Source organism: Burkholderia sp. BCC1972, from assembly GCF_905339605.1.
In the GTDB taxonomy this organism is placed as follows: Bacteria; Pseudomonadota; Gammaproteobacteria; order Burkholderiales; family Burkholderiaceae; genus Burkholderia.
On sequence record NZ_CAJPGH010000002.1, the window covers coordinates 141958 to 165885 of the forward strand.

At 68.4% G+C, this 23928-nt stretch carries 21 protein-coding genes; 17 read left to right on the forward strand and 4 right to left on the reverse strand.

Annotated elements, in window-relative coordinates:
- Positions 1-301: 301 nt before the first annotated feature.
- Entirely contained in the window at positions 302-1690 is a 1389-nt protein-coding gene (locus U5798_RS04165) for an MFS transporter (RefSeq protein ID WP_124449623.1), read from the reverse strand.
- A 451-nt stretch (positions 1691-2141) separates the two neighbouring features.
- Here U5798_RS04165 and U5798_RS04170 point away from each other — a divergent pair, with 451 nt between their 5' ends.
- Together U5798_RS04170 and treA are read left to right on the forward strand one after the other, a co-directional pair.
- Positions 2142-2771: a TetR/AcrR family transcriptional regulator gene (locus tag U5798_RS04170; RefSeq protein WP_322081293.1), complete on the forward strand. Its 630-nt coding sequence runs from the start codon at positions 2142-2144 to the stop codon at positions 2769-2771.
- 136 nt (positions 2772-2907) lie between these two features.
- Positions 2908-4635, forward strand: a complete 1728-nt coding sequence (gene treA / locus U5798_RS04175; protein ID WP_322081294.1) for an alpha,alpha-trehalase TreA — start codon at positions 2908-2910, stop codon at positions 4633-4635.
- Positions 4636-4731: 96 nt separating this feature from the next.
- On the opposite strand, the gene U5798_RS04180 is transcribed toward treA, so the two are convergent.
- Positions 4732-6219 carry a carbohydrate porin gene (locus tag U5798_RS04180; protein ID WP_322081295.1) on the reverse strand — a complete coding sequence of 496 codons (1488 nt, stop codon included), beginning with the start codon at positions 6217-6219 and terminating at the stop codon, positions 4732-4734.
- A 120-nt stretch (positions 6220-6339) separates the two neighbouring features.
- Positions 6340-6609: a hypothetical protein gene (locus U5798_RS04185; RefSeq protein WP_124449631.1), complete on the reverse strand. Its 270-nt coding sequence runs from the start codon at positions 6607-6609 to the stop codon at positions 6340-6342.
- 1081 nt (positions 6610-7690) lie between these two features.
- Between U5798_RS04185 and U5798_RS04190 the strand changes: the two genes are divergently transcribed.
- Both U5798_RS04190 and U5798_RS04195 read left to right on the forward strand, forming a co-directional pair.
- Positions 7691-7828 (forward strand): hypothetical protein, encoded by a 138-nt coding sequence (locus U5798_RS04190; RefSeq protein WP_165765561.1) that lies wholly within the window; start codon positions 7691-7693, stop codon positions 7826-7828.
- Positions 7829-7949: 121 nt separating this feature from the next.
- On the forward strand, positions 7950-9596 hold the full coding sequence (locus U5798_RS04195) for an Nramp family divalent metal transporter (protein ID WP_322081296.1): 1647 nt from the start codon (positions 7950-7952) through the stop codon (positions 9594-9596).
- A 123-nt stretch (positions 9597-9719) separates the two neighbouring features.
- Here the strand turns inward: U5798_RS04195 and U5798_RS04200 are convergent, their stop codons facing one another.
- Entirely contained in the window at positions 9720-10625 is a 906-nt protein-coding gene (locus U5798_RS04200) for a helix-turn-helix transcriptional regulator (RefSeq protein WP_124449635.1), read from the reverse strand.
- Positions 10626-10909: 284 nt separating this feature from the next.
- On the opposite strand from U5798_RS04200, the gene U5798_RS04205 reads away from it, so the two are divergent.
- The 13 genes from U5798_RS04205 to sctT all read left to right on the forward strand — a co-directional run bounded on the left by U5798_RS04205 (position 10910) and on the right by sctT (position 23927).
- A complete protein-coding gene (locus tag U5798_RS04205; protein ID WP_124449637.1) occupies positions 10910-11737 on the forward strand; it encodes a helix-turn-helix transcriptional regulator in 828 nt (275 codons plus the stop codon).
- A gap of 258 nt (positions 11738-11995) precedes the next feature.
- Positions 11996-14194 (forward strand): type III secretion system export apparatus subunit SctV, encoded by a 2199-nt coding sequence (gene sctV / locus U5798_RS04210; RefSeq protein WP_124449639.1) that lies wholly within the window; start codon positions 11996-11998, stop codon positions 14192-14194.
- A complete protein-coding gene (gene sctS, locus U5798_RS04215; RefSeq protein WP_124449641.1) occupies positions 14191-14469 on the forward strand; it encodes a type III secretion system export apparatus subunit SctS in 279 nt (92 codons plus the stop codon). The genes sctV and sctS overlap by 4 nt, the downstream gene beginning before the upstream one ends.
- Entirely contained in the window at positions 14469-16505 is a 2037-nt protein-coding gene (gene sctC, locus U5798_RS04220) for a type III secretion system outer membrane ring subunit SctC (protein WP_322081297.1), read from the forward strand. Before sctS ends, sctC begins: the two co-directional genes overlap by 1 nt.
- Positions 16486-17829, forward strand: a complete 1344-nt coding sequence (sctD, locus tag U5798_RS04225) for a type III secretion system inner membrane ring subunit SctD (RefSeq protein WP_322081298.1) — start codon at positions 16486-16488, stop codon at positions 17827-17829. The genes sctC and sctD overlap by 20 nt, the downstream gene beginning before the upstream one ends.
- A gap of 141 nt (positions 17830-17970) precedes the next feature.
- Complete coding sequence (locus U5798_RS04230; protein WP_034180511.1) at positions 17971-18183, forward strand: hypothetical protein; 213 nt, start codon at positions 17971-17973, stop codon at positions 18181-18183.
- A 148-nt stretch (positions 18184-18331) separates the two neighbouring features.
- The gene (locus U5798_RS04235) at positions 18332-18811 is read left to right on the forward strand and encodes a hypothetical protein (protein ID WP_322081299.1); all 480 of its coding nucleotides are present in this window, start codon (positions 18332-18334) and stop codon (positions 18809-18811) included.
- A 52-nt stretch (positions 18812-18863) separates the two neighbouring features.
- Entirely contained in the window at positions 18864-19745 is an 882-nt protein-coding gene (gene sctJ / locus U5798_RS04240) for a type III secretion system inner membrane ring lipoprotein SctJ (RefSeq protein ID WP_322081300.1), read from the forward strand.
- Positions 19742-20491, forward strand: coding sequence for a SctK family type III secretion system sorting platform protein (locus U5798_RS04245; protein WP_322081301.1), 750 nt, complete (start codon positions 19742-19744; stop codon positions 20489-20491). Before sctJ ends, U5798_RS04245 begins: the two co-directional genes overlap by 4 nt.
- Positions 20473-21102, forward strand: a complete 630-nt coding sequence (gene sctL, locus U5798_RS04250; RefSeq protein ID WP_322081302.1) for a type III secretion system stator protein SctL — start codon at positions 20473-20475, stop codon at positions 21100-21102. Before U5798_RS04245 ends, sctL begins: the two co-directional genes overlap by 19 nt.
- Entirely contained in the window at positions 21099-22475 is a 1377-nt protein-coding gene (gene sctN / locus U5798_RS04255) for a type III secretion system ATPase SctN (RefSeq protein WP_124449657.1), read from the forward strand. Before sctL ends, sctN begins: the two co-directional genes overlap by 4 nt.
- A complete protein-coding gene (locus U5798_RS04260) occupies positions 22468-23124 on the forward strand; it encodes a hypothetical protein (protein WP_322081303.1) in 657 nt (218 codons plus the stop codon). Before sctN ends, U5798_RS04260 begins: the two co-directional genes overlap by 8 nt.
- On the forward strand, positions 23118-23927 hold the full coding sequence (gene sctT / locus U5798_RS04265; RefSeq protein ID WP_124449661.1) for a type III secretion system export apparatus subunit SctT: 810 nt from the start codon (positions 23118-23120) through the stop codon (positions 23925-23927). Before U5798_RS04260 ends, sctT begins: the two co-directional genes overlap by 7 nt.
- Position 23928: the final 1 nt, after the last annotated feature.

Sequence of the window (23928 nt, forward strand, 5' to 3'; positions counted from 1 at the left end):
GCGCCGCGCCGCTGCAACGCGTCTGACAATGGTTGACAGACGGGTTTCGCAAGTTTCCCTATAGTGCAGTTCATGGCGCGACGAAAAGTGCGCGCAACGATTCCGCTTCCGACGCACATATGTCCATGGCACGCAGGAAGCGAATCCTGGATTCTCAACCCCCATCGGGAATTCAGGAGCCCTGAGCGGACATCCATGCGGCTGTGCACCGGCCCCGAGTGGATGTCCGCTGATTTTTTTGTATTTCCTGTTTCTACTTCCCCACCACGCGATTCCGCCGCACCGGCCAGCCTGCGGCTGGCTATTGCCGCTTGCCGCGCGCGACTTCGTCGCCGGCGCCGGGCGGCAGCCGCCGCGTGATCGGAATCGACGCGAACGAGCACAGCCCGACGACCAGGAACGCGGGCCAGAAATCCGACCACATCATCTTCTGATGGCCCTGCAGCCAGTGCGACACGTGCAGCACGAGGCCGGCCACCGTCACGCCGAGGCCGAGCGACATCTGCTGCACGACGCTGCCGAGGCTCGTCGCGCGGCCGGCGTCGCGCGGTGAAATATCCGCGTAGATCATCGAGTTCAGGCTCGTGAACTGCAGCGCGGGGAAGATGCCGCCGACGAGCACGATCAGCCAGATCGCCCAGGTCGCCATGCCGGGATGGAACACGCCGTACGCGGCGATCGCGAGGCCCGCGAAGGCCGCGTTGTAGATCAGCACCGTGCGAAAGCCGAAGCGCCGCAATGTATGCGTGGCCGTCGAGCGGCTCACCGCGCCGCCGAGCGCGGACGCGCACGTGATGAGCCCCGAATGGAACGCGGTCATGCCGAGCCCTTCCTGCAGCGCGAGCGGCAGCAGGAACGGCACCGCGCCGAGGCCGATGCGGAACAGCGACCCGCCGACGACGCTCGCGTGATATGTCGGGATCTTCAGGAAACTGAGGTCGAGCACCGGCCGCTCCTTGCGGCGCGCGTACGGCACGTACAGCGCGAGCATCGCGGTGCCGGCCGCGCACATGAGGAGCGCGTTCGAGCGCGACGTGAGCGCGCCGTCGATCAGCGTGAGGCCCATCAGCAGCAGCGCGGCGCCGCTGGCCGACAGCAGGAAGCCGAACCAGTCGAGCGGGCCGGGATCGGGCTCGTGGGTGTTCGCGATGTGCTTGCTCGCGAGATAGATCCCGTAGATACCGATCGGCACGTTGATGAAGAAGATCATCCGCCAGTGCAGGTAGGTCGTGATGAAGCCGCCGACGAGCGGCCCGACCGTGGGCCCGAACAGCGCGGGAATCGCGAGGTAGTTCATCGCGCGCACGAGATCGGAGCGCGGCACTGCGCGGAAGATGATGATGCGGCCGACCGGGACCATCATCGCGCCGCCGACGCCCTGGATGAAGCGCGCGAACGTGAGCACGCCGAGGGAGTTGGAGGCCGCGCACATCAGCGAGCCGACGACGAAGATGCCGATCGCGGTGCGGAACACGGAGCGTGCGCTGAAGCGGTCGGCGAGCCAGCCGCAGATCGGAATGAACACGCCGAGGCCGACCACGTAGGCCGTGATCGCTATGTTCAGTGTGACGGGGTTGTGCCCGAAGTCCCTCGCCATCGCGGGCAGTGCGGTGACGATGATGTTCGCGTCGACGCTTTCCATGAACAACGCACAGGCAACGATGAGCGGTGCTAGAAAGACGGGCGACATGGGCTGGGCGCGCGGTAAAGACGCCATTATGCCCACAATGTGACCGCTGAGTCACGCGTGACAACAGTTGTTCCGCATGTTGCAACAGTCGTCCTTTCCGGCGAACCGTATGGAAAGAACGACTGCGCACGCATGGCGCAACGATCGTGTCGGTGTGCGACACGGAACCGGCCGGCGGGCCGCGCGGCCTCGTCGTCGATCGACGCATGTGATGCGTTTTCGACGCACGACAGGATCCCGACGTTGTCGACGCAACGATCCCGGAACGGCTCGACGTAGTTGGCGCTGCAGCAGGGGGTGTTCGGGAACAGCGGCCCGACGCGCATCTTCACGGCATGGTTGCGGTGCGTACGATCGAAGTTGGCCGGATCATGGTGATTCCCTTTGACGGCGTGGAAAGGCGTTTCTAGAATATGAGCGTTTGCTCATATTGGAAACGCGCATTCCCTCCATGTCCGAATCGCCTTCGCCTTTCCCGCTTTCGCCCCGCAAGGCGCCGCGCCAGCGCCGCTCGGTGGCGACCGTCGACGCGATCGTCGAGGCCGCTGCTCGCATTCTGGAGCGCGACGGCTTCGACGGATACACGACGAACGCCGTTGCGGCGCTGGCCGGTGTGAGCATCGGCTCGCTCTATCAATACTTCCCGAACCGCGATGCGCTGACGGCCGCGCTCGTCGAGCGCGAGAGTGCGCATCTGCTCGACGACGTCGACCGGGCAGCCGCGCTGGCGTCGTGCGACGACGTGCTGCGCATGCTGGTGCGCGGGGCCGTCGCGCACCAGATGCGCCGGCCGGTGCTCGCGCGGCTGATCGATTTCGAGGAAGCGCGACTGCCGCTCGGTGCGCGCACCGCGCGCGTCGCAGACCGCATCCACGCGACGCTGCTGCATGCGCTCGGGCAGCGCGATGCGCCGCGTGTCGCCGCACCCGGCGTCGTCGCACACGACCTGCTCGCGATCGTGAAAGGGATCGTCGACGCGGCGGGCGCGCGCGGCGAGACCGATGCGGCGGCGCTCGAAGCACGCGTGTGGCGGGCGGTACGCGGTTACCTGCGCGAGTCGCGCGAATCGAAACTTGCTTGATGTGCACGTTTTGTGCGACAGTCGGACCCATTCGCACCACAACATGACGCGTATCGATCGAGGGCCATCGAGACGAACGCGCGCGCGAACGAGACCTCGTGCCGATCCACTCACCATCGAAAGGAGGGGACACGCCATGACGTCACGTCGTGCCGCATCGATTGCTTCTCGCTTCCCGGTTCATCACGCTTCACGTGTTGCGCCACCCGCGCCGCGTCTGCGCTGGGCTGCCGCGCTGGCCGTCGCCTATCTCGCTGTCGCGGGCTGCGCCGCGCAGGCCGACAACGCGAACCAGGCCGCTGCGCAGGCGGCCAGCCAGTCCACGGTCGCGACCACTGCCGCTGCGGCGGCTCCCGCGTCGCGCACGCTGCTGCTACCGCCGAGCCAGCTCTACGGCGACCTGTTCGTCGCGGTGCAGACCGCCCAGATCTATCCCGACCAGAAAACCTTCGTCGACGCGACGCCCGATACCGATCCCGCGACGATCGTGCAGTTGTATCAGCAACAGAAATCGCAGCCGGGCTTTTCGCTGAAGACGTTCGTCGGCCAGCATTTCACGCCGCCCCCGGAAAGCGGCGTGACGCCGCCGCCGAACCAGACGCTGCGCCAGCATATCGACTGGCTGTGGCCGCAGCTCACGCGCACGAGCGTCACGGTGCCGCAGTACGGTTCGCTGATCGCGATGCCGAAACCGTATGTCGTGCCGGGCGGCCGCTTCCGCGAAGGCTACTACTGGGATACCTATTTCACGATGCTCGGGCTGCAGGTGTCGGGACGCGAGGATCTCGTCGACGACATGCTCGACAACTTCGCACATCTGATCGATACGATCGGGCACATCCCGAACGGCAACCGCACGTATTACGCGAGCCGCTCGCAGCCGCCGTTCTTCGCGTACATGGTCACGCTCGCCGCACAGGCGGAAGGCGACAAGGTCTACCAGAAATACCTGCCGGAACTGCGCAAGGAGCACGCGTACTGGATGCAGGGCGAAACCACGACGCCGCGCGGGCAGGCCGCGCGCCACGTGGTCGTGCTGCCCGACGGCACGGTACTGAACCGGTACTGGGATGCGAGCGACACGCCGCGCGACGAGTCGTATCTCGAGGACGTGACGACCGCGAAATCCGTGCCTTCCCGTCCGGCGAACGAGGTGTACCGCGACCTGCGCGCGGGCGCCGAAAGCGGCTGGGACTACAGCTCGCGCTGGTTCGGCGACGGCAAGACGCTCGCGACGATCCGCACCACGTCGATCGTGCCGGTCGACCTGAACAGCCTGATGTTCCATCTCGAGACGACGATCGTGAAGGGCTGCACGGTCACCCGTGACATCGCATGCGTGACCGACTTCTCCGGGCGCGCGGCGCGGCGTGCAGCGGCAATCAACCGCTATCTGTGGAATCGTCGCGGCTATTACGGCGACTATGACTGGCAGTTGCGCAAGTCGCGCGACGGCGTGACGGCGGCCACGCTGTATCCGCTGTTCGCGGGCGTCGCATGGCCCGAGCGCGCGAAGGCGACCGCGCGCGAAGTGCGCAAGACGTTGCTGCAGCCGGGCGGGCTCGCGACGACGACCGAGAACACGGGCCAGCAGTGGGACGCGCCGAACGGCTGGGCGCCGCTGCAGTGGATCGCGATCGACGGGCTGCGCCGCTATGGCGAGCCGGCGCTCGCGAAGGAGATCGGCACGCGCTTCCTGTCGGACGTGAAGCATGTGTATGCGACCGAAGGCAAGCTCGTCGAGAAATACGTGGTCGAAGGCGCCGGCACGGGTGGCGGCGGAGGCGGCGAATATCCGCTGCAGGACGGGTTCGGCTGGACCAACGGCGTCACGCTGAAACTGCTCGGGCTGTACGGCGAGTAATACGCGGCGCGGGCCATGTGCCCGCACGGTGCGCAAGCACACGGGCCGGACTGTCGCGCAAGCGGCCGTCCGGCCCGTGTCTTCATGCGGCTCGCGTCAGAACGTGATCGTCGTGCGTACGCCGACCACCGTCTCGTCGCCGATGCGTGCACCGGCCGCGTTCGGGTTCGGGATGCCGCCGCCCGGGCGGAAGAAGTGCTGCAGGTCGGCTTGCAACTGCCACCATGGCGTGACCTGGTACTGGTAGGTCGCTTCGACGACCGTCTCCGCGCGGCGCACCGGATAGCCGGGCGTCGTGTACACGCCGGTGTCGCCGTCGAGGCCGCGCGCATGCGAGCCGATCTTCGCGTAGCCGACCGCGATGCCGGCGACGTCGTTGTCGCGTCCGGCGAACGGCGCCTTCACTGTCACGCCCGCGTTGGCGGCGAAGTCGACGATATTGCGATCGCCCGGCGAGCCCATCACGCGCGCGAACACGCCGACCGAGCGCGGGCTGTCGGCCGACGGCCGCCACACCATCTGGTCCGCGACCGCATAGAACCCGAAGTTGCCGCGATGCGTGGCGGGCGTGCCGTTGCTCGCCGGATCCGCGAGCGACAGGCCGTCGGTGCCGTAGCGCGGATCGTTCGCGTGCTGCGACTGATACCAGAAGCCGAGCTTGTACGTGCCGGGCAGGCCGGCCGGTTGCGGTGCCTTCGGATCGGCGGGCGGCGCGTTCAGCGCGTACTGCACTTCGCCGATCACGAACGCGCCGCTGCGCAGGTTGAAGTTGGTGCCGTGTGCGTTCAGCACCTGCGCGTCGCCGTCGGTGCGGCCGGCCGGGTTGCCGTCGAACACGCCGATCATCGCGGTCCATGCATCGGCCGGCTTCACGCGCAGCCGCACGCCGAGCGACGACAGCGGATAGGCGGGGCCGCCGGCCGGCAGGTCGGTGGACGGCAGCACGGGCCAGCCGAACGTCGCGTTCATGAACGTCGCCGCGTTCTGGCTCACCATGAATTCCTGGTCGACGCTCTGCTGACCGACCTTCACGTCGACCTTGCCGTCGAGCAGCGACTGCTGGTACCAGAGCTCCCACAGGCGCGTGGTCGAGGTCGCCTCGATGCCGGTCGCGGTCTGCAGCGTCTGCAGGTAGCGCTGCGTGAGGCTTGTGCCGTGGATCTGCAGCGCCGACACGTTGAACGTGCCGCCCGGCAGGCCGATCGCCTTGCCGGTATCGACGTTGAAGCCGAATTGCGTGAGCCCCTGGTACGCGCCGCCGCGACCCGTGCCGCCGGACGTGTTGTACAGGTACTCGCTGGTTTCCTGCAGGCTCAGCGTGACGCCGTGATCGCCGAGCAGGTCGCGCAGGCCGCCCATGTTGCCGAGCAGGTTCGACCGCTCCCAGAAACCGGTGGGGGCGGGCGCGGCAGCATCGGCGGCCTGTTGTGCGGGCGCGGCGGCGTCGCTGGTGCCGGCCGTCGGTCCGGTTGCCGCCGGCGACGACGCCTGCGCGAACGCGGGCGTGGCGGCGAGCGACAGCAGCAGCGTGGCGAGTGCGTTGACGCGAAGCTTGCGCGGGACAGGAGAGAGAGGGTTCTTCATGCGGGCTCCGTCGATAATTTGATTAGTTAGACTGAAGAAACGAAAACGTGATGCGGGAAACGCGGCGAGACGATCGCGCGGCGGCCCAGGGCGAGTGGATCACGCCGCGCGGCGATGGGGTTACGGCAGCCAGCCGCCGACGCGCCACACCTGCGCGAAGCCGAGGCGCGACGCGGCCGCGCACAGCAGCGCGGCGAGCGCGACCGCGGCTGCCATCACGGCGACCAGTACGCAGTCGAGCGGGCGCGGCGTCGCCGGCACGTGGGTGAGCGCCATGCCGCGCCAGTTGCTGAACGCGTGGGCGAGCGGCGAGAGGCCGGAAACGAACGAGCGGTCGCACGCGACGTGCACGATGCGCTTGAGCTTGAGCGCGAACGATTGAAAGAACATGACGCTACCTCCGTCCGGTCCGGCAAACGCCGGACGACGTGTTCGAGCGCGGGCGCACGATGCGGCCTGCGATCGGAGGGTGGAACGTAACGGAGCGTGCGACTGGCGAGGCGGCGATGACCGGCCCGGGAGGAAGCGCGCTAACCCGACGAATGCGAGCTAGCGGCGAAAGACATGCGTCTGGCTGCTATCTCGCGATGGCTTGGCCGGCCTGGACCGGCATCGAACTGCAACTAGAGCATGTGTCCACGGAGGGACTCCCTTGATGAATTGGGGCGGATTGTAGTCGCGACTTTTGCTGCGGTGCAAGTAAAAAACGCACAAAAGATGACGTCTGTGGCGTGCGCGTCGCAACGGACCGCCGCGGCGCGACGGCGTCTGGGCAGGGACGGGAGGCGCGCGCAGTGGGGTACCGCGCCGTTGTTCGCACGCATCGCGTGCCTGACCGCGCCGTGACGCGCTGAAAGGTTCCGGTACGCCGTTTCAAGGGCAAATCTTTCAGTGGCGGAAAGGGGGAAATTTATTTCGAGAAATGGGGTTTGGAGGGGTTGACTTCACTTTCGGGCCGTCCATAGAATCCGCCATCTTCACTCTTGGGGCCGCCGCCTTGGACGCCTGCAGTAGTCGATCTTCGAACGAAATTTCCGCCTGAGCGACCGACGTCCGTGCCTCATCGAAGCCGCCGTTTGTCTCCCAGGCAAACGGTGCGCGCAGCGGTATTCCGCAGCAAATTCCTACGTGCACCCTGATTCGCGCCGGTTAGCGTGATGCGTTCTCGCATGCGTTGCCCGGTTTCACCGCCGCCCGGCAGGCGGCCGCGTTCGCGCATGCTTGTTCCATGCTCGCGAATGGCGGCCCGCAGGCCTGACGGCGGTCAACCGTGTTTTCCGGAACACCGCACAGGAGCCGCCATGAACGACAGTGACAGTTGTCCCTTATGCCCGTTGCATGCACCGACCCTTTTGAACCCGGGTCGCAGGGACACTCCGGCCGACTAGCCTGACTCGTCGTTCAGGCCCCGGACTGGCCCCGCACCCACCACGCGGCCGGCACGCCTGCCGTCGCCGCACGGAGCCAGACCATGAACTTCGGCCTTCTGCTGTCGAACCTTCCGCACGTCACGGAATCGCGCAACCACTACGACGCGATGCTGACGCTCGACGCCCGTCCGCGGGTGTTCTCCCGCCTGCTGAACCAGCTGAAATCGTTGATCCGCTGAAAGAAGTGCCGAGCGCGACTCGGCATGCGCACGCGTATCCGCCTTCGAGCGGTTGCCTCGTGCGCATTCCAAGGTCACACGCTTATCGAGTCGAATAACCCTTAGCCGTACGGAACACATCATGTCCACGCCATCCAACGTCTCTCCACCGATCGCCGTCGAACGCAGCGCCGTGCTCGACGAAGCCCACCTGGGCGACATCCGCGGTGCACTCGGCACGATCGAGCGCCACGACACCGGTGCGCGCGGCTCGTGGTGGGCGCGCCTGCGCACGTTGCTCGCGATCATCGGCCCCGGCCTGATCGTGATGGTCGGCGACAACGACGCCGGCGCATTCGGCACCTACACGCAGGCCGGCCAGAACTACGGCACGACGTTGCTGTGGACGCTGCTGCTGCTCGTGCCGGTGCTGTACGTGAACCAGGAAATGGTGCTGCGCCTCGGCGCGGTGACGGGCGTCGGTCATGCGCGCCTGATCTTCGAACGCTTCGGCAAGTTCTGGGGTGCGTTCAGCGTGATCGACCTGTTCCTGCTCAATGCGCTGACCATCGTCACCGAGTTCATCGGCATCACGTTCGTGCTCGACTTCTTCGGATTGCCGAAGGTAGCCGGCGTGTGCGTGGCCGCCGCGCTGACGATGGCCGCGGTGAGTACCGGCGATTTCAGGCGCTTCGAGCGATTCGCGATCGGGCTTTGCGTGCTGAGCCTGCTGCTCGTGCCGGTGCTCGTGTCGATCCACCCGCCCGTCGCGCAGATGACGCGCGATTTCTTCGTGCCGAACTGGCCCGCGCACGCGAAGCTGTCGGACGTGATGCTGCTCGTGATTGGGATCGTCGGCACGACGGTGGCGCCGTGGCAGTTGTTCTTCCAGCAGAGCTACGTGATCGACAAGCGCATCACCCCGCGCTTCATGAAGTACGAGAAGGCCGACCTGTGGATCGGCATCGCATTCGTGCTGGTCGGTGCGGTGGCCATGATCGGCTTCAGCGCCGCGCTGTTCAACGGCCATCCGGAAGCCGGCAACTTCACCGACGCGGGCGGCATCATCGCGGGCCTCGAGAAGTATGCAGGCCGCACGAGCGCGACGCTGTTCGCGGTCGCGCTGCTCGATGCCTGCATCATCGGTGCGGCGGCCGTGTCGTTGTCGACCGCCTATGCGATCGGCGACGTGTTCAAGATCCGTCACTCGCTGCATCGCGGCGTGACCGACGCGAAGGGCTTCTATCTCGTCTATTTCGGCATCGTCGCGGCCGCGGCCACGCTCGTGCTGATCCCGGGCAGCCCGCTCGGCCTGCTGACCGAAGCCGTGCAGACGCTGGCCGGCGTGCTGCTGCCGAGCGCGACCGTGTTCCTGCTCGTGCTGTGCAACGACCGCCAGGTGCTTGGGCCCTGGGTCAACTCGACGAAGCTCAACGTGTTCACGGGCGCGGTGATCTGGGTGCTCGTGCTGTTGTCGATCATCCTGACCGCATCGGTGATGTATCCGGATATCAGCGGCGAAGCGATCGTCGACGTGCTGGTGGGCGGCACCGTGCTCGCGATCACCGGCTATCTCGCGACGGTCCTGATTCGCCGCAACAAGCGCGTGGTCGAGCCGGCGCTCGATCGCTCGCTGCGCGATACGTGGCGCATGCCGCCGCTCGAAACGCTCGAGCCGCAGAACATGACGGTCGCGACGCGGATCTGGATGGCCGTGCTGCGCGGCTATCTCGTGATCGCGGTCGGCCTCGTGATCGTGAAGGTCGTGCAGATGACGCTACTGAAGTAACGCAGGACGTCTGCCAGGAAGCGGCGCCGGACCCGGCACCGCGCCGCAACCCGCACATGCCGGCCCGCGAGGCCGGCATGTGCGTTTACGCGTTCGATTTCATGAAACGCCGTTGCGGCGCGCTCAGATCAGCTCGAGCTTCGACGTCAGGTACGTGAGCTGGATCCGGTTCGCGACGCCGAAGCGCTTGCGCAACTTGCGCAGGTGATAGTCGACGTTGTGCGCGCTGGTGTCGAGGCGCCGGCCGATCTCCTTGTCGGATGCGCCTTCGGCAATACCGAGCAGCAGTTCCTGTTCGAACGGCGTGAGCCCGTTCACCGCGCGCTCGCGCGACGTCGAGATCAGTTGAGGCGACGCGAACTTGTGCACCGACAGCCCGATCGACAGCGCCTGCTCGATGGTCGCCGGCGTGATCCATTCGCGCGTGCGGCGCGGCGCGGTGAAGCTCATGAACGCATGCAGCCGCGTGCCGGGCACGGCCATCGAATACATGATGCCGCTGCACATGCCGTCGTCCTGCATCGTCTGCAGGAAGCCGTCGAGCGCGGCGGGGCTCGCGTACGGGCTGTCCTCGCGCTCGCGGTGATCGCGCCGCAGCTGCTGCAGGTCCCACACGATCGGCATGTTGCACACGCGCGCGCCGAGCGTGCGCGGATCGACATCGTGGTGGTTGTGGCGCACATAGTCGCCGCGATAGGTGGGCGGCGTGAACGCTTCGTGCAGGTAGAGGCTTTCGACACGGTCGCGCGCGAATTCGAGCGCGAAGTACGCGAACGTCGAGAAGCCTGTCAGATGCAGCAGGCTCGTGACGATCCGGTTGCGCTCGGCCGTGCTCTGCGCGTGCGCGAGCGTATCGGCGACGCCGAGCTTCGGCGCGTGCGGCTGCGCGACGTCGCCGCGCTTCACGTCGTCGCACCAGACGACCTGCACGGCGCGCTCCCGCAGCGCATCCGCGCAGGCGCCCGACCCGCGCGACGGGCGTGCAAAGGTTGGGGCGACCGCTTCTTCATGCAATGCAATATCGGACATGAGCCATCCCTCGGAATCGACGCGCATCGCCTGGCGGCGGCCGTATCGTGAACGGCATTCGCGGCGGTGCGATCGAGCATCGTTTTGATATGCGCCGATCGTCATCCCTGACGAAACGCGGGGGCATTGTACAAAAATGCCTGTGTATGCGTAATATGCCGTAATACTAATTGCGGCGAAAGGTTCATGTTCGCGCGCATATATTGATTACCAGAAAATCATAAAGAAAAGACCAGATCGTGACGGGGCGCAGTTTCATATATTGGGAAAGGGGCGGGCTCCTCATGACACATGCTGACGGCGCACCACGCGTCGAATGGTTCTCACAGGCCGATATAGCGACCGCTGCCGCTTATTCGAACGAATATCAGGCAATCGAGCGCGACTTTTTTACCGGCATTCAAATCGGATCCGGTAAAACCGACCTTGCGCAAATCGATTTCGCGCAATGCCATGCGCGATTGCGGCAAATCGGATTCAGCACGCTCGGTTACGGCGCCTACGAAATGATCGGGCGGCGCATTCTGTGCGCGCATCTGCTGCGCGACCTCGCGCCGGCGACGTTCATGCAGCCGTTCATCGAGGGAATGCTCTACGAGAGCGACCCGCGTTTCGCGCAGGTGCGGCAGAGCGGCTTTCCGGTCGCATGGCGGCTCGACGAGATCGAGGCGGCCGCGCAGGGCAGCGGCGACCGCAAGGTGCTGGCGCTCGCCGGCCATTTGCGTGCGCACGCAATGAACAGCGGCGTGATCTTCAGCCTGTCGGCGCCGCGTCTCGACCTGCGCGTCGCGGTGAACGTGACGTCGGAGACGCACGGCACCGAATGGATCGACGATCGGGTGATCGGCGGCGCGCTGTCGGTCAGCCTCGCCGTGCATCGCGTCGCGCTGCCGTTCCTCGAGGCGCGCATCGCCCGCATGCGTGGCTTCGCGCTCGGCGACGAGCAGCAACAGGTGCTCGACCGGCTCGTGCACGGGCTGTCCGACCAGGAGATCGCGAGCGCGCTGCGCACGTCGCTGCACAAGGTCGGCCATCACATCCGTTCGCTCGAGAAACTCTTCAACGTGCAGAACCGCGCGCAACTCGCGTATCTCGCCGCGCGGCGCCTGTAATCGTCGCCTGACGCACCGCCGACGTGCGCGCGCCGGCGGTTCGCACGCAATGGAAGCGGTTCCGGCGGCGCGCTCCCGGGCGTGCCGCCGGGTTTCGTAGTCCGATTCGATCGTCGCCGGAAAACGCGCTTTCACGCTACGAGGCGCGTCCCTTTTTCCACCGTTTCCCGTCGCTACACTCGTCCCATTCAACGGTCCGCGCGGCAGGGGGCAGGATTGCCCGTGCCGGCCCGGCGATAACGACAGGACACCGGCACGATGGCAGAACCGAAGGCGCTCTCCCGCGACTGGCAGCGGTTGTTTTCCGCTGGCCGTGGCGTGTCCGGACGGCGTCTCGGGGGCGCGTCGCCGCGCGCCGACCTGTTCATCGCGGCGTTCATCATCGCGGTCGTCGCGCTGTTCATCCTGCCGCTGCCGCAGGCCGCGCTCGACGGGATGATCTCGCTGAACCTGGCCGCGAGCGTCGTGCTGCTGACGGTCTCGACCTACGTGCCGTCGGCCGTCAGCTTCTCGTCGTTTCCTGCGTTGCTGCTGTTCACGACGCTGTTCCGGCTCGCGCTGAACATCGCGTCGTGCAAGCTAATCCTGCTGCACGCGAACGCGGGCCACGTGATCGACGCGTTCGGGCGGCTCGTGGTCGGCAACAACGTCGTGGTGGGCGGCGTGGTGTTCCTCGTGATCGCCGTCGTGCAGTTCATCGTGATCGCGAAAGGGTCGGAGCGGGTGGCGGAAGTCGGCGCGCGCTTCTCGCTCGACGCGATGCCCGGCAAGCAGATGAGCATCGACGCGGACTTGCGCGCGGGCATCATCAGCGCGGACGAAGCGCGCGAGCGCCGCGAGAAGCTCGAGCAGGAATCGCAGATGCACGGCGCGATGGACGGCGCGATGAAGTTCGTGAAGGGCGACGCGATCGCGGGCCTCGTGATCGCGTTCATCAACATCGTCGCGGGGATCGCGGTCGGCACGCTGATGCACGGGATGGATATCGGCCAGGCGCTGCAACGTTACGCGATCCTGACGGTCGGCGACGGGATGGCATCGCAGATTCCGTCGCTGCTCGTGTCGATCGCGGCCGGCATCGTGACGACCCGCGTCGCGACGCGCGATGCGCGGCAGCGCCAGCTCGGCGAACAGCTCGGCGAGCAGCTGGGTGCGCATCCGCGTGCGCTGCTGATCGCGGCGGTCGTGCTGACCGGCTTTCTCGTCGTGCCCGGTTTCCCGAAATGGTCGTTCGCGCTGATCGCCATCGGCCTCGGCGTGTTCGCGTTCTCGCAGCTCAAGCGCAAGACGGCCGCGCCCAGTTTCAACCTGATCCAGATCGCGGGGCGTGTCGGCGCGGCCGACGACGGCCAGCCGGCGAAGGTGTCGCATGCGGCGGGCGTCACGTCGCTGATCGCGGTGTCGCTGTCCGACGACCTGCGCACGAGCCTGAACCTCGCGCAGTTGCAGGCCGCGCTGTCGAGCGCGAAGGCGCGCGTCGATGCGGACATCGGCACGGTGTTCCCGCGCATCACGCTGAACGATGACGAAGGTGCGGCGGCCGGCACGTACCGGATCTATCTGCAGGACGTGCTCGCCGCGCACGGCGCGCTGAAGCCGGGCTGGCTGCTGTGGGACGGCGTCGCGCCGCTGCCCGAGCGCGCGGAGCGCCAGCCGGCCGAAGCATTCGGCCCGTTCGCGACCGCGCTGTGGATCAAGCCTGACGGCCCCGCGCCGGACGGCAAGTGGCTGTCGAGCGAAAGCGCGCTCGCCGCGCACGTCGAGCAGATCGTGCGCCAGCATGCGGACGAACTGCTCGGGATCCAGGAAACGCAGGCGCTCGTGCATCTGGTGCGCCGCGAGCACCCGGAACTCGTGGGCGAGCTGACGCGGCTCGTGCCGCTGCAGCGCGTGACCGAGGTGCTGCGCAGGCTGCTCGCCGAGCAGGTGCCGATCCGCAATTTGCGCGTGATCTTCGAAAGCCTGATCACGTGGGCGCCGAACGAACCGGACGACGTGATCGCGCTGGTCGAGCTCGTGCGCGTCGACCTGCGCCGGATGATCACCGACCGCCATGCGGGCACGACGCGCCAGCTGCGGGTCGTGCTGTTCGAGCAGAACCTGCAGGAGCGGATCGAGAGTGCGGTGATGCGCACGAAGCAGGGCAATTTCCTCGCGTTGTCGAGCGCGGTCAAGCAGGACATCGGCGAGCAGGTGCGCGCGATCGTGCAGGCCGCGCAGGCGGGCGGCCACGGCACCGCGCAGGGCGCCGCGCGGCTCGCGGTGATGGTCGCGCTCGGTGCGCGCCGCTACGTGAAGACGATCCTGCAGCCCGTGCTGCCCGACCTCGCGGTGCTGTCGTACCAGGAAGTCGAGGAAGACGTGCAGCTGCATACGGTCGGCTGGGTCAAGAACCCGCCGGATGACGGCACGGTCGGCGCGGGCGCCGACGTGCGTGTACCGGGAGCCGCGCAATGACGAGCTCGACGATCCTCGACCTGACGCGCCAGGCGCTGATGCTCGTGCTGCTGCTGTCGTTGCCGATCGTGCTGATCGCCACCGTCACGGGCCTCGTCGTCGCGATCCTGCAGGCCGTCACGCAGGTGCAGGACGCCAACATCGGCATCGCGGTGCGGCTGATCGCCGTGATGGTCGCACTCGTGCTGCTGTCGGCCTGGCTCGGCGGCGAAGTGCTGCGCTTCGCGCAGCAGGCGCTGGAACGCATGTTCGTTTCTTCCACAGGAGTCCTTTGATGCGTCGACGCGTCGCCTCGATCCCGTTTCAATCGCGCAGCCTGCAACGGGCCGCGCTCGCCATGTGCGCGACCGCGCTGCTCACGGCGTCGCTGTGCATGGCGCCCGCGCAGCATGCGCGGGCCGCGGACCTGCGCTGGCGCAACAAGCCGTTCACGATCGTCGCGAACGGCAAGAAGATCGGCGACTTCATCCGCGAACTCGCGTCGTCGCAGGGCGTGACGGCGGTGGTCGACCCGAAGGTCGACGGCGTGATCAGCGGCCGCTTCTCGGGCACGCCGCAACAGACGCTCGAGACGATCTGCTCGACCTACGGGCTCACGTGGTACTACGACGGCTCGTTCCTGTACGTCGATCCGGCCGACCAGTCGCAGACGCAGATGATCCCGATCCCGCCGAATGCCTCCGGTGAAATCGGCCGCGCGCTGCAGGCGATGCAGATTCCCGACAAGCGCTACACGCTGGTGATCAACGATCGCGCGAACAGCGTGTACGTGGCCGGCCCGCGCCGCTACGTCGAGCTCGTGCGGCAGGCGGTGGGCTCGGTCGGCGATCCGGCGGCGAACGGTGCGCATGCGGATATCCGCGCGTTCCGGCTCAAGTACGGTTGGGCATCGGATTTCACGATCAACCGCTCGGGCAAGGAAGTGACGGTGCCCGGTGTCGCGACGATCCTGCGGCGGCTGTTCGGCAAGGCCGGCGACACGGCGGCGGCACCGACGAACCCGTCGCTCGGCCAGGCTGCGCGCCAAGTGAAGCTCGGCTCGGGGCTGACGATCGCGGTGCCGCGCCTCGATTTCCCCGACATCTCCGGCGGCCCGCGTTCGGGCGGCTATTCCGGCGACGGCGGCGCGAGCGGCGGCTTCTCGCCGTTCTCGAGCAGCGGCGGCGAAACGCTGCCGCAGATCGTCGCCGACCCGGCGATCAACGCGGTGATCGTCCGCGACCTGCCGGAGAACATGTACCGCTACCAGTCGCTGATCGGCCAGCTCGACGAGCGTCCGCGCATCGTCGAGATCAACGTGACGATCATCGACATCAACGAGGATTCGCTCGACAGCCTCGGGATCGACTGGCGCCTGCACACGACGCACGGCGACGTGCAGATCGGCAACGGGCAAAACCCGCTGAACGGCAACACGCAGTACAACGGCGTCGGCAATCCGCCGCTGACGTTCGGCATCGGCACGTCGGAAACCGGGCAGACGGGCGCGTTCATGCCGACCGGCATCGCGCTGACCGCGTCGATCGGCGGGTCGCTGCGCAATTACCTGCTCACGCGTATCAACGCGCTCGCGCAGAAGGGCCAGGCGCAGATGCGATCGAAGCCGAAGGTGCTCGCGCTCGACAACACCGAGGCGATCCTCGAGAACCTTACGCAGTTCTACGTACAGGTGCCGGGCTACCAGGATTCGTCGCTGTACAGCGTGACGACCGGCACGAGCATCAAGGTGACGCCGATGATCGTCGACGAGGCGATCCGCAACGCGGCGGCCGTGTCGGGCAATCCGCAGAGCGTGATGATGTCGATCGACATCCAGGACGGCAACATCGTGCCGGGGCAGGCCGTGTCGAACGTGCCGGTGATCCAGCAGCGCAACATCGTCACCAAGACGATGATCGACGAAGGCAAGAGCCTGCTGATCGCCGGTTTCAACGACGACGAGGTGAGGTTGAACAAGAGCGGCGTGCCCTGGCTGTCCGATATTCCGCTGATCGGCAACCTGTTCAAGTACACCGACAAGTCGGGCAATCACATGGAGCGGTTCTACCTGCTGACGCCGCGCGTGGTGACGACCGCGTCGATGTATGCGCCGGACGGATCGCCCGTGAATCCGGGCGCCGACGGGCCGGCGAGCCAGGAAGGGATGTCGATGTACCGGCCGCCGGACAACGACGTCGCGGTGCCGCTGACGCCGAAGCCGCTGCCGGGCACGAAATTCGGTCCGCCCGCGCTGCCGCCGCCGAAGGATGCGGCGTCGCAGCCGGCGGCGACGACCGCAGGAGCCACCACCCATGTCGACGACCATCATTGACCCGCACGGCGACGGCGCATTGCCCGGCGGCGCGGGAGGCGCGGGGGCCGGTTCGGCCGCGCTCGCGTCGCCGTGGAACCTGTGCTTCCTGAGCGGGCCGATGTACGGCCGCACGATGTCGCTCGCGCGCGGCGCGAACTGGGTCGGCACGGCGGCCGATTGCGAAGTGATCCTGCCCGATCGCGAGATCGGCGCGAAGCAGGTGTGCCTGCAGGTCGGCGCGCTCGCGGTGACGGTGCAGAACCACGGCGGCGAGACCGGCGCGGCGGTGCTGTTCAACGACGAACCGCTCGGCGCGGGCCGCCGCTCGCTGACGCCGCATGACGTCGTGACGGTCGGCTCGATCCGGCTCGGCATCGCGCGGCATGCGCAGGCGAGCGTCGCGGTGCCGGACGAAGCCGATGCGCCGGACGCCGCGCGCGAGGCCGCGTGGCTCGGCTGGCTCACGGGCGGGCTGCGCCGCCTCGGCAGCCGGCGGCTCGTGATCGCGCTGGTCGCGCTGTGGATCGGCGTGCTGCTCGGCGCGCTGGGCTACGGTTTCGTCACGTGGTCGGGGCGCCTGCCGTGGCAGCACGAATCGGTGCTCGCGCGCACGCACCGGCTGCAGCAACTGCTGCATGCGTATCCGGAGCTGGCCGTCGCGCCGCGCGACGACGGCGTGATCGTGTCCGGCTACGTCAGCGACCCGGCCGCGCGCGAACGCGTCGCGCAGATCGTCGCGGGCGTCGACAACGCGGCGCTCGGCAACATCTACGTGGTCAGCGACCTGGTCGCGACCGCGCAGACCTACTTCAGCGATACGGCGCTGACGGTCACGTATCTCGGCCGCGGCCGGATCGAGCTGACGGGTGCGGCCGCGCGCGCGCAGATCGAGCCGCGCATCCGCAACTACATGAAGGACGCGCGTCCGGCGCTCGAAGTGGTCGATCACGTGCGCGATGCCGATCCGGCCGCGCCGCGCACGGCGACGACGCTCGGCGGCATGGCGGGCATTCCGGAGATCACGACGGTGTTCGCCGGCGACGGCGACCAGCGCTACATCGAGACGGCCGACGGCAGCCGCTATTTCGAAGGTGCGCGGCTGAAGGAGGGCGCGACCGTCGTGTCGATCGGCCCGGACGCGGTCGTGTTCGAACGCGGCGGCCAGCGCATCACGATGCCGCTCGGCGGCCCGTCGGCGAGTGCGCCCGAGCAGGCGCCGGCGCCGCCCGTGGCGCCGCTCGCGAGCGGCGCGGCCGCCGGGGTCGCGCAGCCGGTGCCGGGGCCGACGCTGTTGCCGGAGGCGGCGGCCACCGCCGGCGCATCGAAGGAGGCGGCGCACTAGCGCCGCGACAGGTCATGCGCATCGCGCGGCGCGCGGTGCGTGCAATACGCGGGGCGTCGCATGGGCGCGGCGCCCCACGTCGCGGGCGGGGCATGGGGCCGCCGCCGGAAGGTGGATGACGTTCACGTAAAGGAGCGCAACATGGGTACGCAGGCAGCAGGTGGTGCAACCAACACGAACCAGGTCCAGCAGCAGGCCGACGACCTGACCAAGACGCAGCTCGAACTGACGAAGATCAACTTCCAGGTCCAGCAGTCGACGGCCACGTTCGAAACCAGCAACGCAGTGACCGCGCAAGAGGGGACGGCGAACGCCCAGGTTGCGCAACACCTGAGCTCGGCCGGCCGCGCATGACGCCGGCCGCCGGCCGTGCCGCGCGTGACCGCGCGCCGGGTCTGCCCGACGAGGGCATCCTGCGGCGGAGGCGCGTGTGCCGGCCGGCCCGTTCCGGGCTGGCCCGACCGATCCGGTCCGGTGTCGGCCATTCAAGGAGGGCATGGACATGTCAGTGACAGGCGTAGGCGCGGCGCCGCCGGGCGCGGCCGCGCTCGCGAGTGCCGCGCAGCAGCAGGCGGGAGCGGCGTCCGATCCGGCGCAGGTGCGCCAGTTCGATGCGCTGATGCAACCGGGCGCATCGTCGGCCGCTCCGCCGTCCGCATCGGGCGTCGCGATGTCGCGCGCGCCGGCGGATGCGGCGCCGGCCGTGCAGATGACGCCCGCGCAGGCGAACCAGTCGTCGCTCGTCGAGCGGTTGCGCACCTACGGCAACGATCTCGATTCGCGGTACGCGAACATCGACAAGCATCGCAGCGAGATGCTGACGTCGATGGCGGACAACCGCAGCGACCCGCTGATGACGATGGTGAAGGCGATGGACTTCCAGTGGACGGCGACCACCACGATTTCGGAATACCAGTTGAGCCTGTCGGTCGCGCAGGCGGCGAACGGCTTCACGCACACCGTGCTGAAGACGCAGGAGTGAAAGCGTGCGTGCGGGCCGTCGATGGCCTCACGCACCCTGAAGCGGACAAACGATGACGACGATCGATTCGACGCCACGCGTGCATGCGTGGCGCAGCCGGGCGGCGCGCGTGCTGCTCGCGGGGCTGCTCGTGCTGCTGGCCGGGTGCCAGAAGGAGCTGTACTCGGGCCTGTCGGAGCGCGACGCGAACCAGATGATCGCGGTGCTCGGCGACGCGGGCATCAGCGCGTCGAAGGACAACGATGCGCGCGACACGTCGGACCGCAACGCATGGCTCGTGAGCGTCGCCGACGGCGACATGCAGCCGGCGCTCACGGTGCTGCACGCGAACGGGCTGCCGAAGCCGAGCTACGCGAGCCTCGGCGAGCTGTTCCAGAAGCAGGGCCTCGTGTCGACGCCGGCCGAGGAACGCGTGCGCTACCTGTACGGCGTGTCGCAGGACCTGTCGCGCACGCTGCAGGACATCGAGGGCGTGGTCGTCGCGCGCGTGCAGGTCGTGATTCCGGAGAACGATCCGCTCGCGGACAAGATCAAGCCGTCGTCGGCGGCCGTGTACATCCGCTACCGGCCGGGCGTCGACCTGCGCGCGATGGCGCCGATGGTCAAGGATCTCGTCGCGCACAGCATCGAAGGGCTGCAATACGACAACGTGTCGCTGTTCCTGCAGCCGGCCGCCGCGCGCGCGACGCGCGTGGACGGCATCGGCAGCGCGGTATCGGACGTCCTGCGGCTGCGCTCGCCGCTGGGCTGGCTCGTGTTCGCGCTGATCCTGCTGACCTGCGCGGTGATTGCGCTGTCGGCCGCACGGCGCGGAATGTTCGGCGCGCGGCTCGCGGGCCTGCTCGGCGCGCCGCGCGGCGCGAACGGCACCGGCGGTGCGTCGCAGTCGGGCGGTGGCCTGCGCACGCCGGACGGTGCGCGCGACGGCGCATGAGCGATCCGCACGCGCCGTTGCCAGGCGCCGGGCCCGACCCGGCCGACGCCGTGCCGCTGCCGTGGCTGCATCCGCTCGCGCCGCCGCCGGCTGCGCGCCGCGGCGCGTTTCACGCGCTCGTGTGCGACTTCAACCTGCGGCCCGACCGCTACCTGCACGTGACGCGCGTGCCGGCCGACTGGCCTGCGCGCTATCGTTCGCCGGACGCATTCGGCGCAGCCGGCCGCAGGCTGCTCGCGCGGCACCTGCTCGCTGCGAACGGGGTAGCCGACCGGCACGACTTCGACGTCGCGAACCCGTGCGCGCGGCTCGCGCTGCTGCCGGGCGCGGCGCTCGAGCAACTGGCCGCGTATGCGGGGCTGCTGCTGCATCGCACCTGGCTGCGCGACGCGCTGGCCGGGCGCCGCATCCGCGCGGAAGTCGCGGCGCGGCTCGGCGGCGACGCGCTGGAACTGACGCTCGAACGCGCGCCGGAATTCGGCGCGCTCGCCGAGACGCTCGAGCCATGGCGAGCCGATCCCGCCGCGCTGCCGGTCGTGATCCGCGCGCGCGGTGCTCGCCTGCTCGCGGATTTCATCGGCGTGGCCGGCGATGCCGTCGCGCGGCGCGTGCGCCTGAAATTCAACCGCGCGATCGACGATGAAGCGCCTTACTGGCTGAACCGCGCGCAGCGCGACCAGTTCGGCGAACTGATGTTCCTGTTTCTGATTCCCGAGAGGCTTGCGTCATGGGACTGGCTTTTCTGATCACGAGCGACAACCTGCAGCTGCTGTCGGAGCGCAAGGTGCTCAAGGAGCGCGAATACGCGGCGCTGCTCGATGCGTCCGCGGTGATCGCGACCGCGCATGAAGAGGCCGCGCGCATCGTCGCCGATGCCCAGCGCGAATTCGACAAGCGCCAGGCCGCCGGCTACGACGAAGGCATGCGCCGCGCGCAGCGCGAGCAGGCCGCGCAGGCGTACACGCAGGCGCTGGCCGCCACGCGCACGATGGAGACGATGAAGGACGCGATGGCCGATATCGTCGTGAAGGCCGTGCGCGCGATCGTCGGCGAGATGAGCACGCAGAAGCTGTACGAGGCCGCGCTCGCGCGGATCGCGCCGCTGGTGCGCGACGAGGCGTTTCTGGTCGTGCATGTCGCGCCCGGCCGCAAGGACGAGATGCGCGATGCGCTCGACGGCGCGTTCGCCGGGCAGTCGAACCGGCAGAAGATCCGCATCGTCGAGGATGCGCAGCTCGAACGCCACGCGTGCACGGTCGAGACGCCGTCGGGGCGCATCGACGCGAGCCTCGACCTGCAGATCGATGCGCTGCGCCAGGCGATCCGCCGCGATGCGCTGAAGGGTACCGCGCGATGAACGCGCCGCTCGACGATCCGCAACCGTTCGGCGACGACGACGGCGCACCGTTCGATCGCGGCCGCCTCGTCGGCGAACTCGATGCGGGGCTCGCGTTCTTCTCGCCGGTGTCGGTGCAGGGGCGCGTCAACCACGCGGTCGGGCAGATCCTGAACGCGACGGGCATCCGGGCGCGGCTCGGCGAGATCTGCGAGCTGCGCACGCCGAACCAGCCGACGCTGCTCGCGGAGGTGGTCGGCTTCTCGCGGCAGACGACCTTGCTTACGCCGCTCGGCGACGTGGCCGGGCTGTCGCCGGAGACGACCGTCGTGCCGTCCGGGCGCGAGCACGTGTTTCCGGTGGGCGAAGGGCTGTTCGGCCGCGTGCTCGACGGGCTCGGCCGGCCGCTCGACGATCGCGGCCCCGTGACGGGCGCCGCGTGGGTATCGACGCAGCAGGATCCGCCGAATCCGCTCGCGCGCAAGATGATCGACACGCCGTTTCCGACCGGCGTGCGCGTGATCGACGGCCTGATGACGCTCGGCATCGGGCAGCGCGTCGGTATCTTCGCGCCGTCCGGCGTCGGCAAGAGCACGCTGCTCGGGATGATCGCGCGCGGCGCGCAGGCCGACGTGAACGTGATCGCACTGGTCGGCGAACGCGGCCGCGAGGTGCGCGAATTCATCGAGCACAGCCTGTCGCCGGAGGTGCGCGCACGGTCGATCGTCGTCGTGTCGACGTCCGATCGCCCCGCGATGGAGCGCGTGAAATCCGCGCTGGTCGCCACCGCGATCGCCGAGCATTTCCGCGATGCGGGCAAGCGCGTGCTGCTGCTGGTCGATTCGCTGACGCGCTTTGCCCGTGCGCAACGCGAGGTCGGCCTCGCGAGCGGCGAGCCGCCGACGCGGCGCAGCTTCCCGCCGTCGACGTTCGCGGTGCTGCCGCGCCTGCTCGAACGCGCGGGGCAGGGCGCGCACGGGTCGATCACCGCGCTCTACACGGTGCTCGTCGAAGGCGACGAGGAGTCGGACCCGATCGCCGAGGAAGTGCGCTCGATCCTCGACGGCCATATCGTGCTGTCGCGCAAGATCGCGCTCGCGAACCGCTATCCGGCGATCGACGTGCTCGCGAGCCTGTCGCGCGTGATGCCGCTCGTCGCGAGCCGCGCGCACCAGCATGCCGCCGCGCGCGTGCGCGAGCTGATCGCGAAGTACCAGGAGATCGAGTTGCTCGTGCAGATCGGCGAATATCGCGAAGGCAGCGACCGCCTCGGCGATCTCGCGCTGCGTGCGCGCGACGCGATCGGCGCGTTCTGCGCGCAGGCGTCGGACGAGGACGTGCGTTTCGACGCGCAGCTCGCGAAGCTGATGAAGCTGGCGAACGATCATGTCTGAAGCCGACGACCGCCTCGTGCTCGCGACGCTCGCGCGCCTGAAGCGCGTGCGCGAGATGCGCAGCCAGATCGCCCGCGTCGCGGCCGCGCGCCAGCAGGGCATCGCCGCGCAAAGCCGCCGCGCGCTCGAGGCCGCGCACGCGCAGCTCGCGCAGCAGGTTGCCGCGAAGGCCGCGATCCAGGCGCGGCTCGCCGACGATTTGCGCGAGGCGCGCGCGCTGCAGGATGCCGCGGCCGACACCCGCACGTTCGACCGCCACATCGGCACCGCGAACGCATCGGTGCACGAGGCCGCGCACGTGCATCGCGGCCACGAGGCGACGCTGGCCGACCTGCAGCGCGCCGCGCGCAAGGCGAAGGCCGCCGAGGACAAGCTCGAGAAGGCCGGCGAGAAGGCGCTGCATGCGCGCGCCGCGCGCGTCGAGCGCGACGCCGACGAAGTGGCGGACGGCTACGCGGTGCGGCGTTTCTCGACGGCCGGCGCGTGGGCGGCCGGCGCGGGCGATGCGTCCGGTCATGCGTCCGCGCAGCCTGAAGCGGCCGCCGCGTTCGATGCGGAGATGACCGACGCTGAAGCCGGCATCGAACCGGGCGCATCCGCCGGGGCCGACGAGACCGCTTCGCCTGCCGCCGCGGAGCGCCGATGCTAGACCAGGCCGCGGGTTTCAACGACGTCGCGGGCACGCTGCGACCGCTGCTCTACGTGATGCCGCGCCTGTTGCCGATCATGTTCGTCGTGCCCGTGTTCAACGAGCAGATCATCACGGGTCTCGTGCGCAACGGCATCGCCGTCGTGATCGCCGCGTTCGTCGCGCCCGCGATCGATGCCGCGCAGGTGGCCGCGCTGCCGTTCCTGATGTGGTGCCTGCTCGTCGCGAAGGAGGCGGTGGTCGGCATGCTGCTCGCGGGCGCGTTCAGCGCGGTGCTGTTCGCGATCCAGGGCGTCGGCTACCTGATCGACTTCCAGACCGGCAGCGGCAGCGCCGCGTTCTTCGATCCGATGGGCGGTCACGAAGGCGGCCCGACGTCGGGATTCCTGAATTTCGTCGCGATCGCGCTGTTCGTCACGGCGGGCGGCCTGCAGGTGCTCGTGCAGCTGTTCGCGCAGTCGTACGCGTGGTGGCCGATCGGCTCGCTCGGCCCCGATTTCTCGTCGATGCTGCAGACCTTCATCGTGCGGCAGACCGACACGATCTTCGAATGGATGGTGAAGCTCGCCGCACCGGTGACGATCGTGCTGGTCCTCGTCGAGCTCGGGATCGGCCTCGTCGGGCGTGCGGTGCCGCAGCTGAACATCTTCGTCTTCTCGCAGCCGCTGAAGAGCGCGCTCGCGTTGCTGATGATGATGCTGTTCCTGCCGGTGGTGTATGCGTCGCTGCATTCGCTGCTGAGCCCCGACAGCGGGCTGATGGCGCTGCTGCGCGCGCTGTTCGCCGCGCACGGCGGCGGCTGAG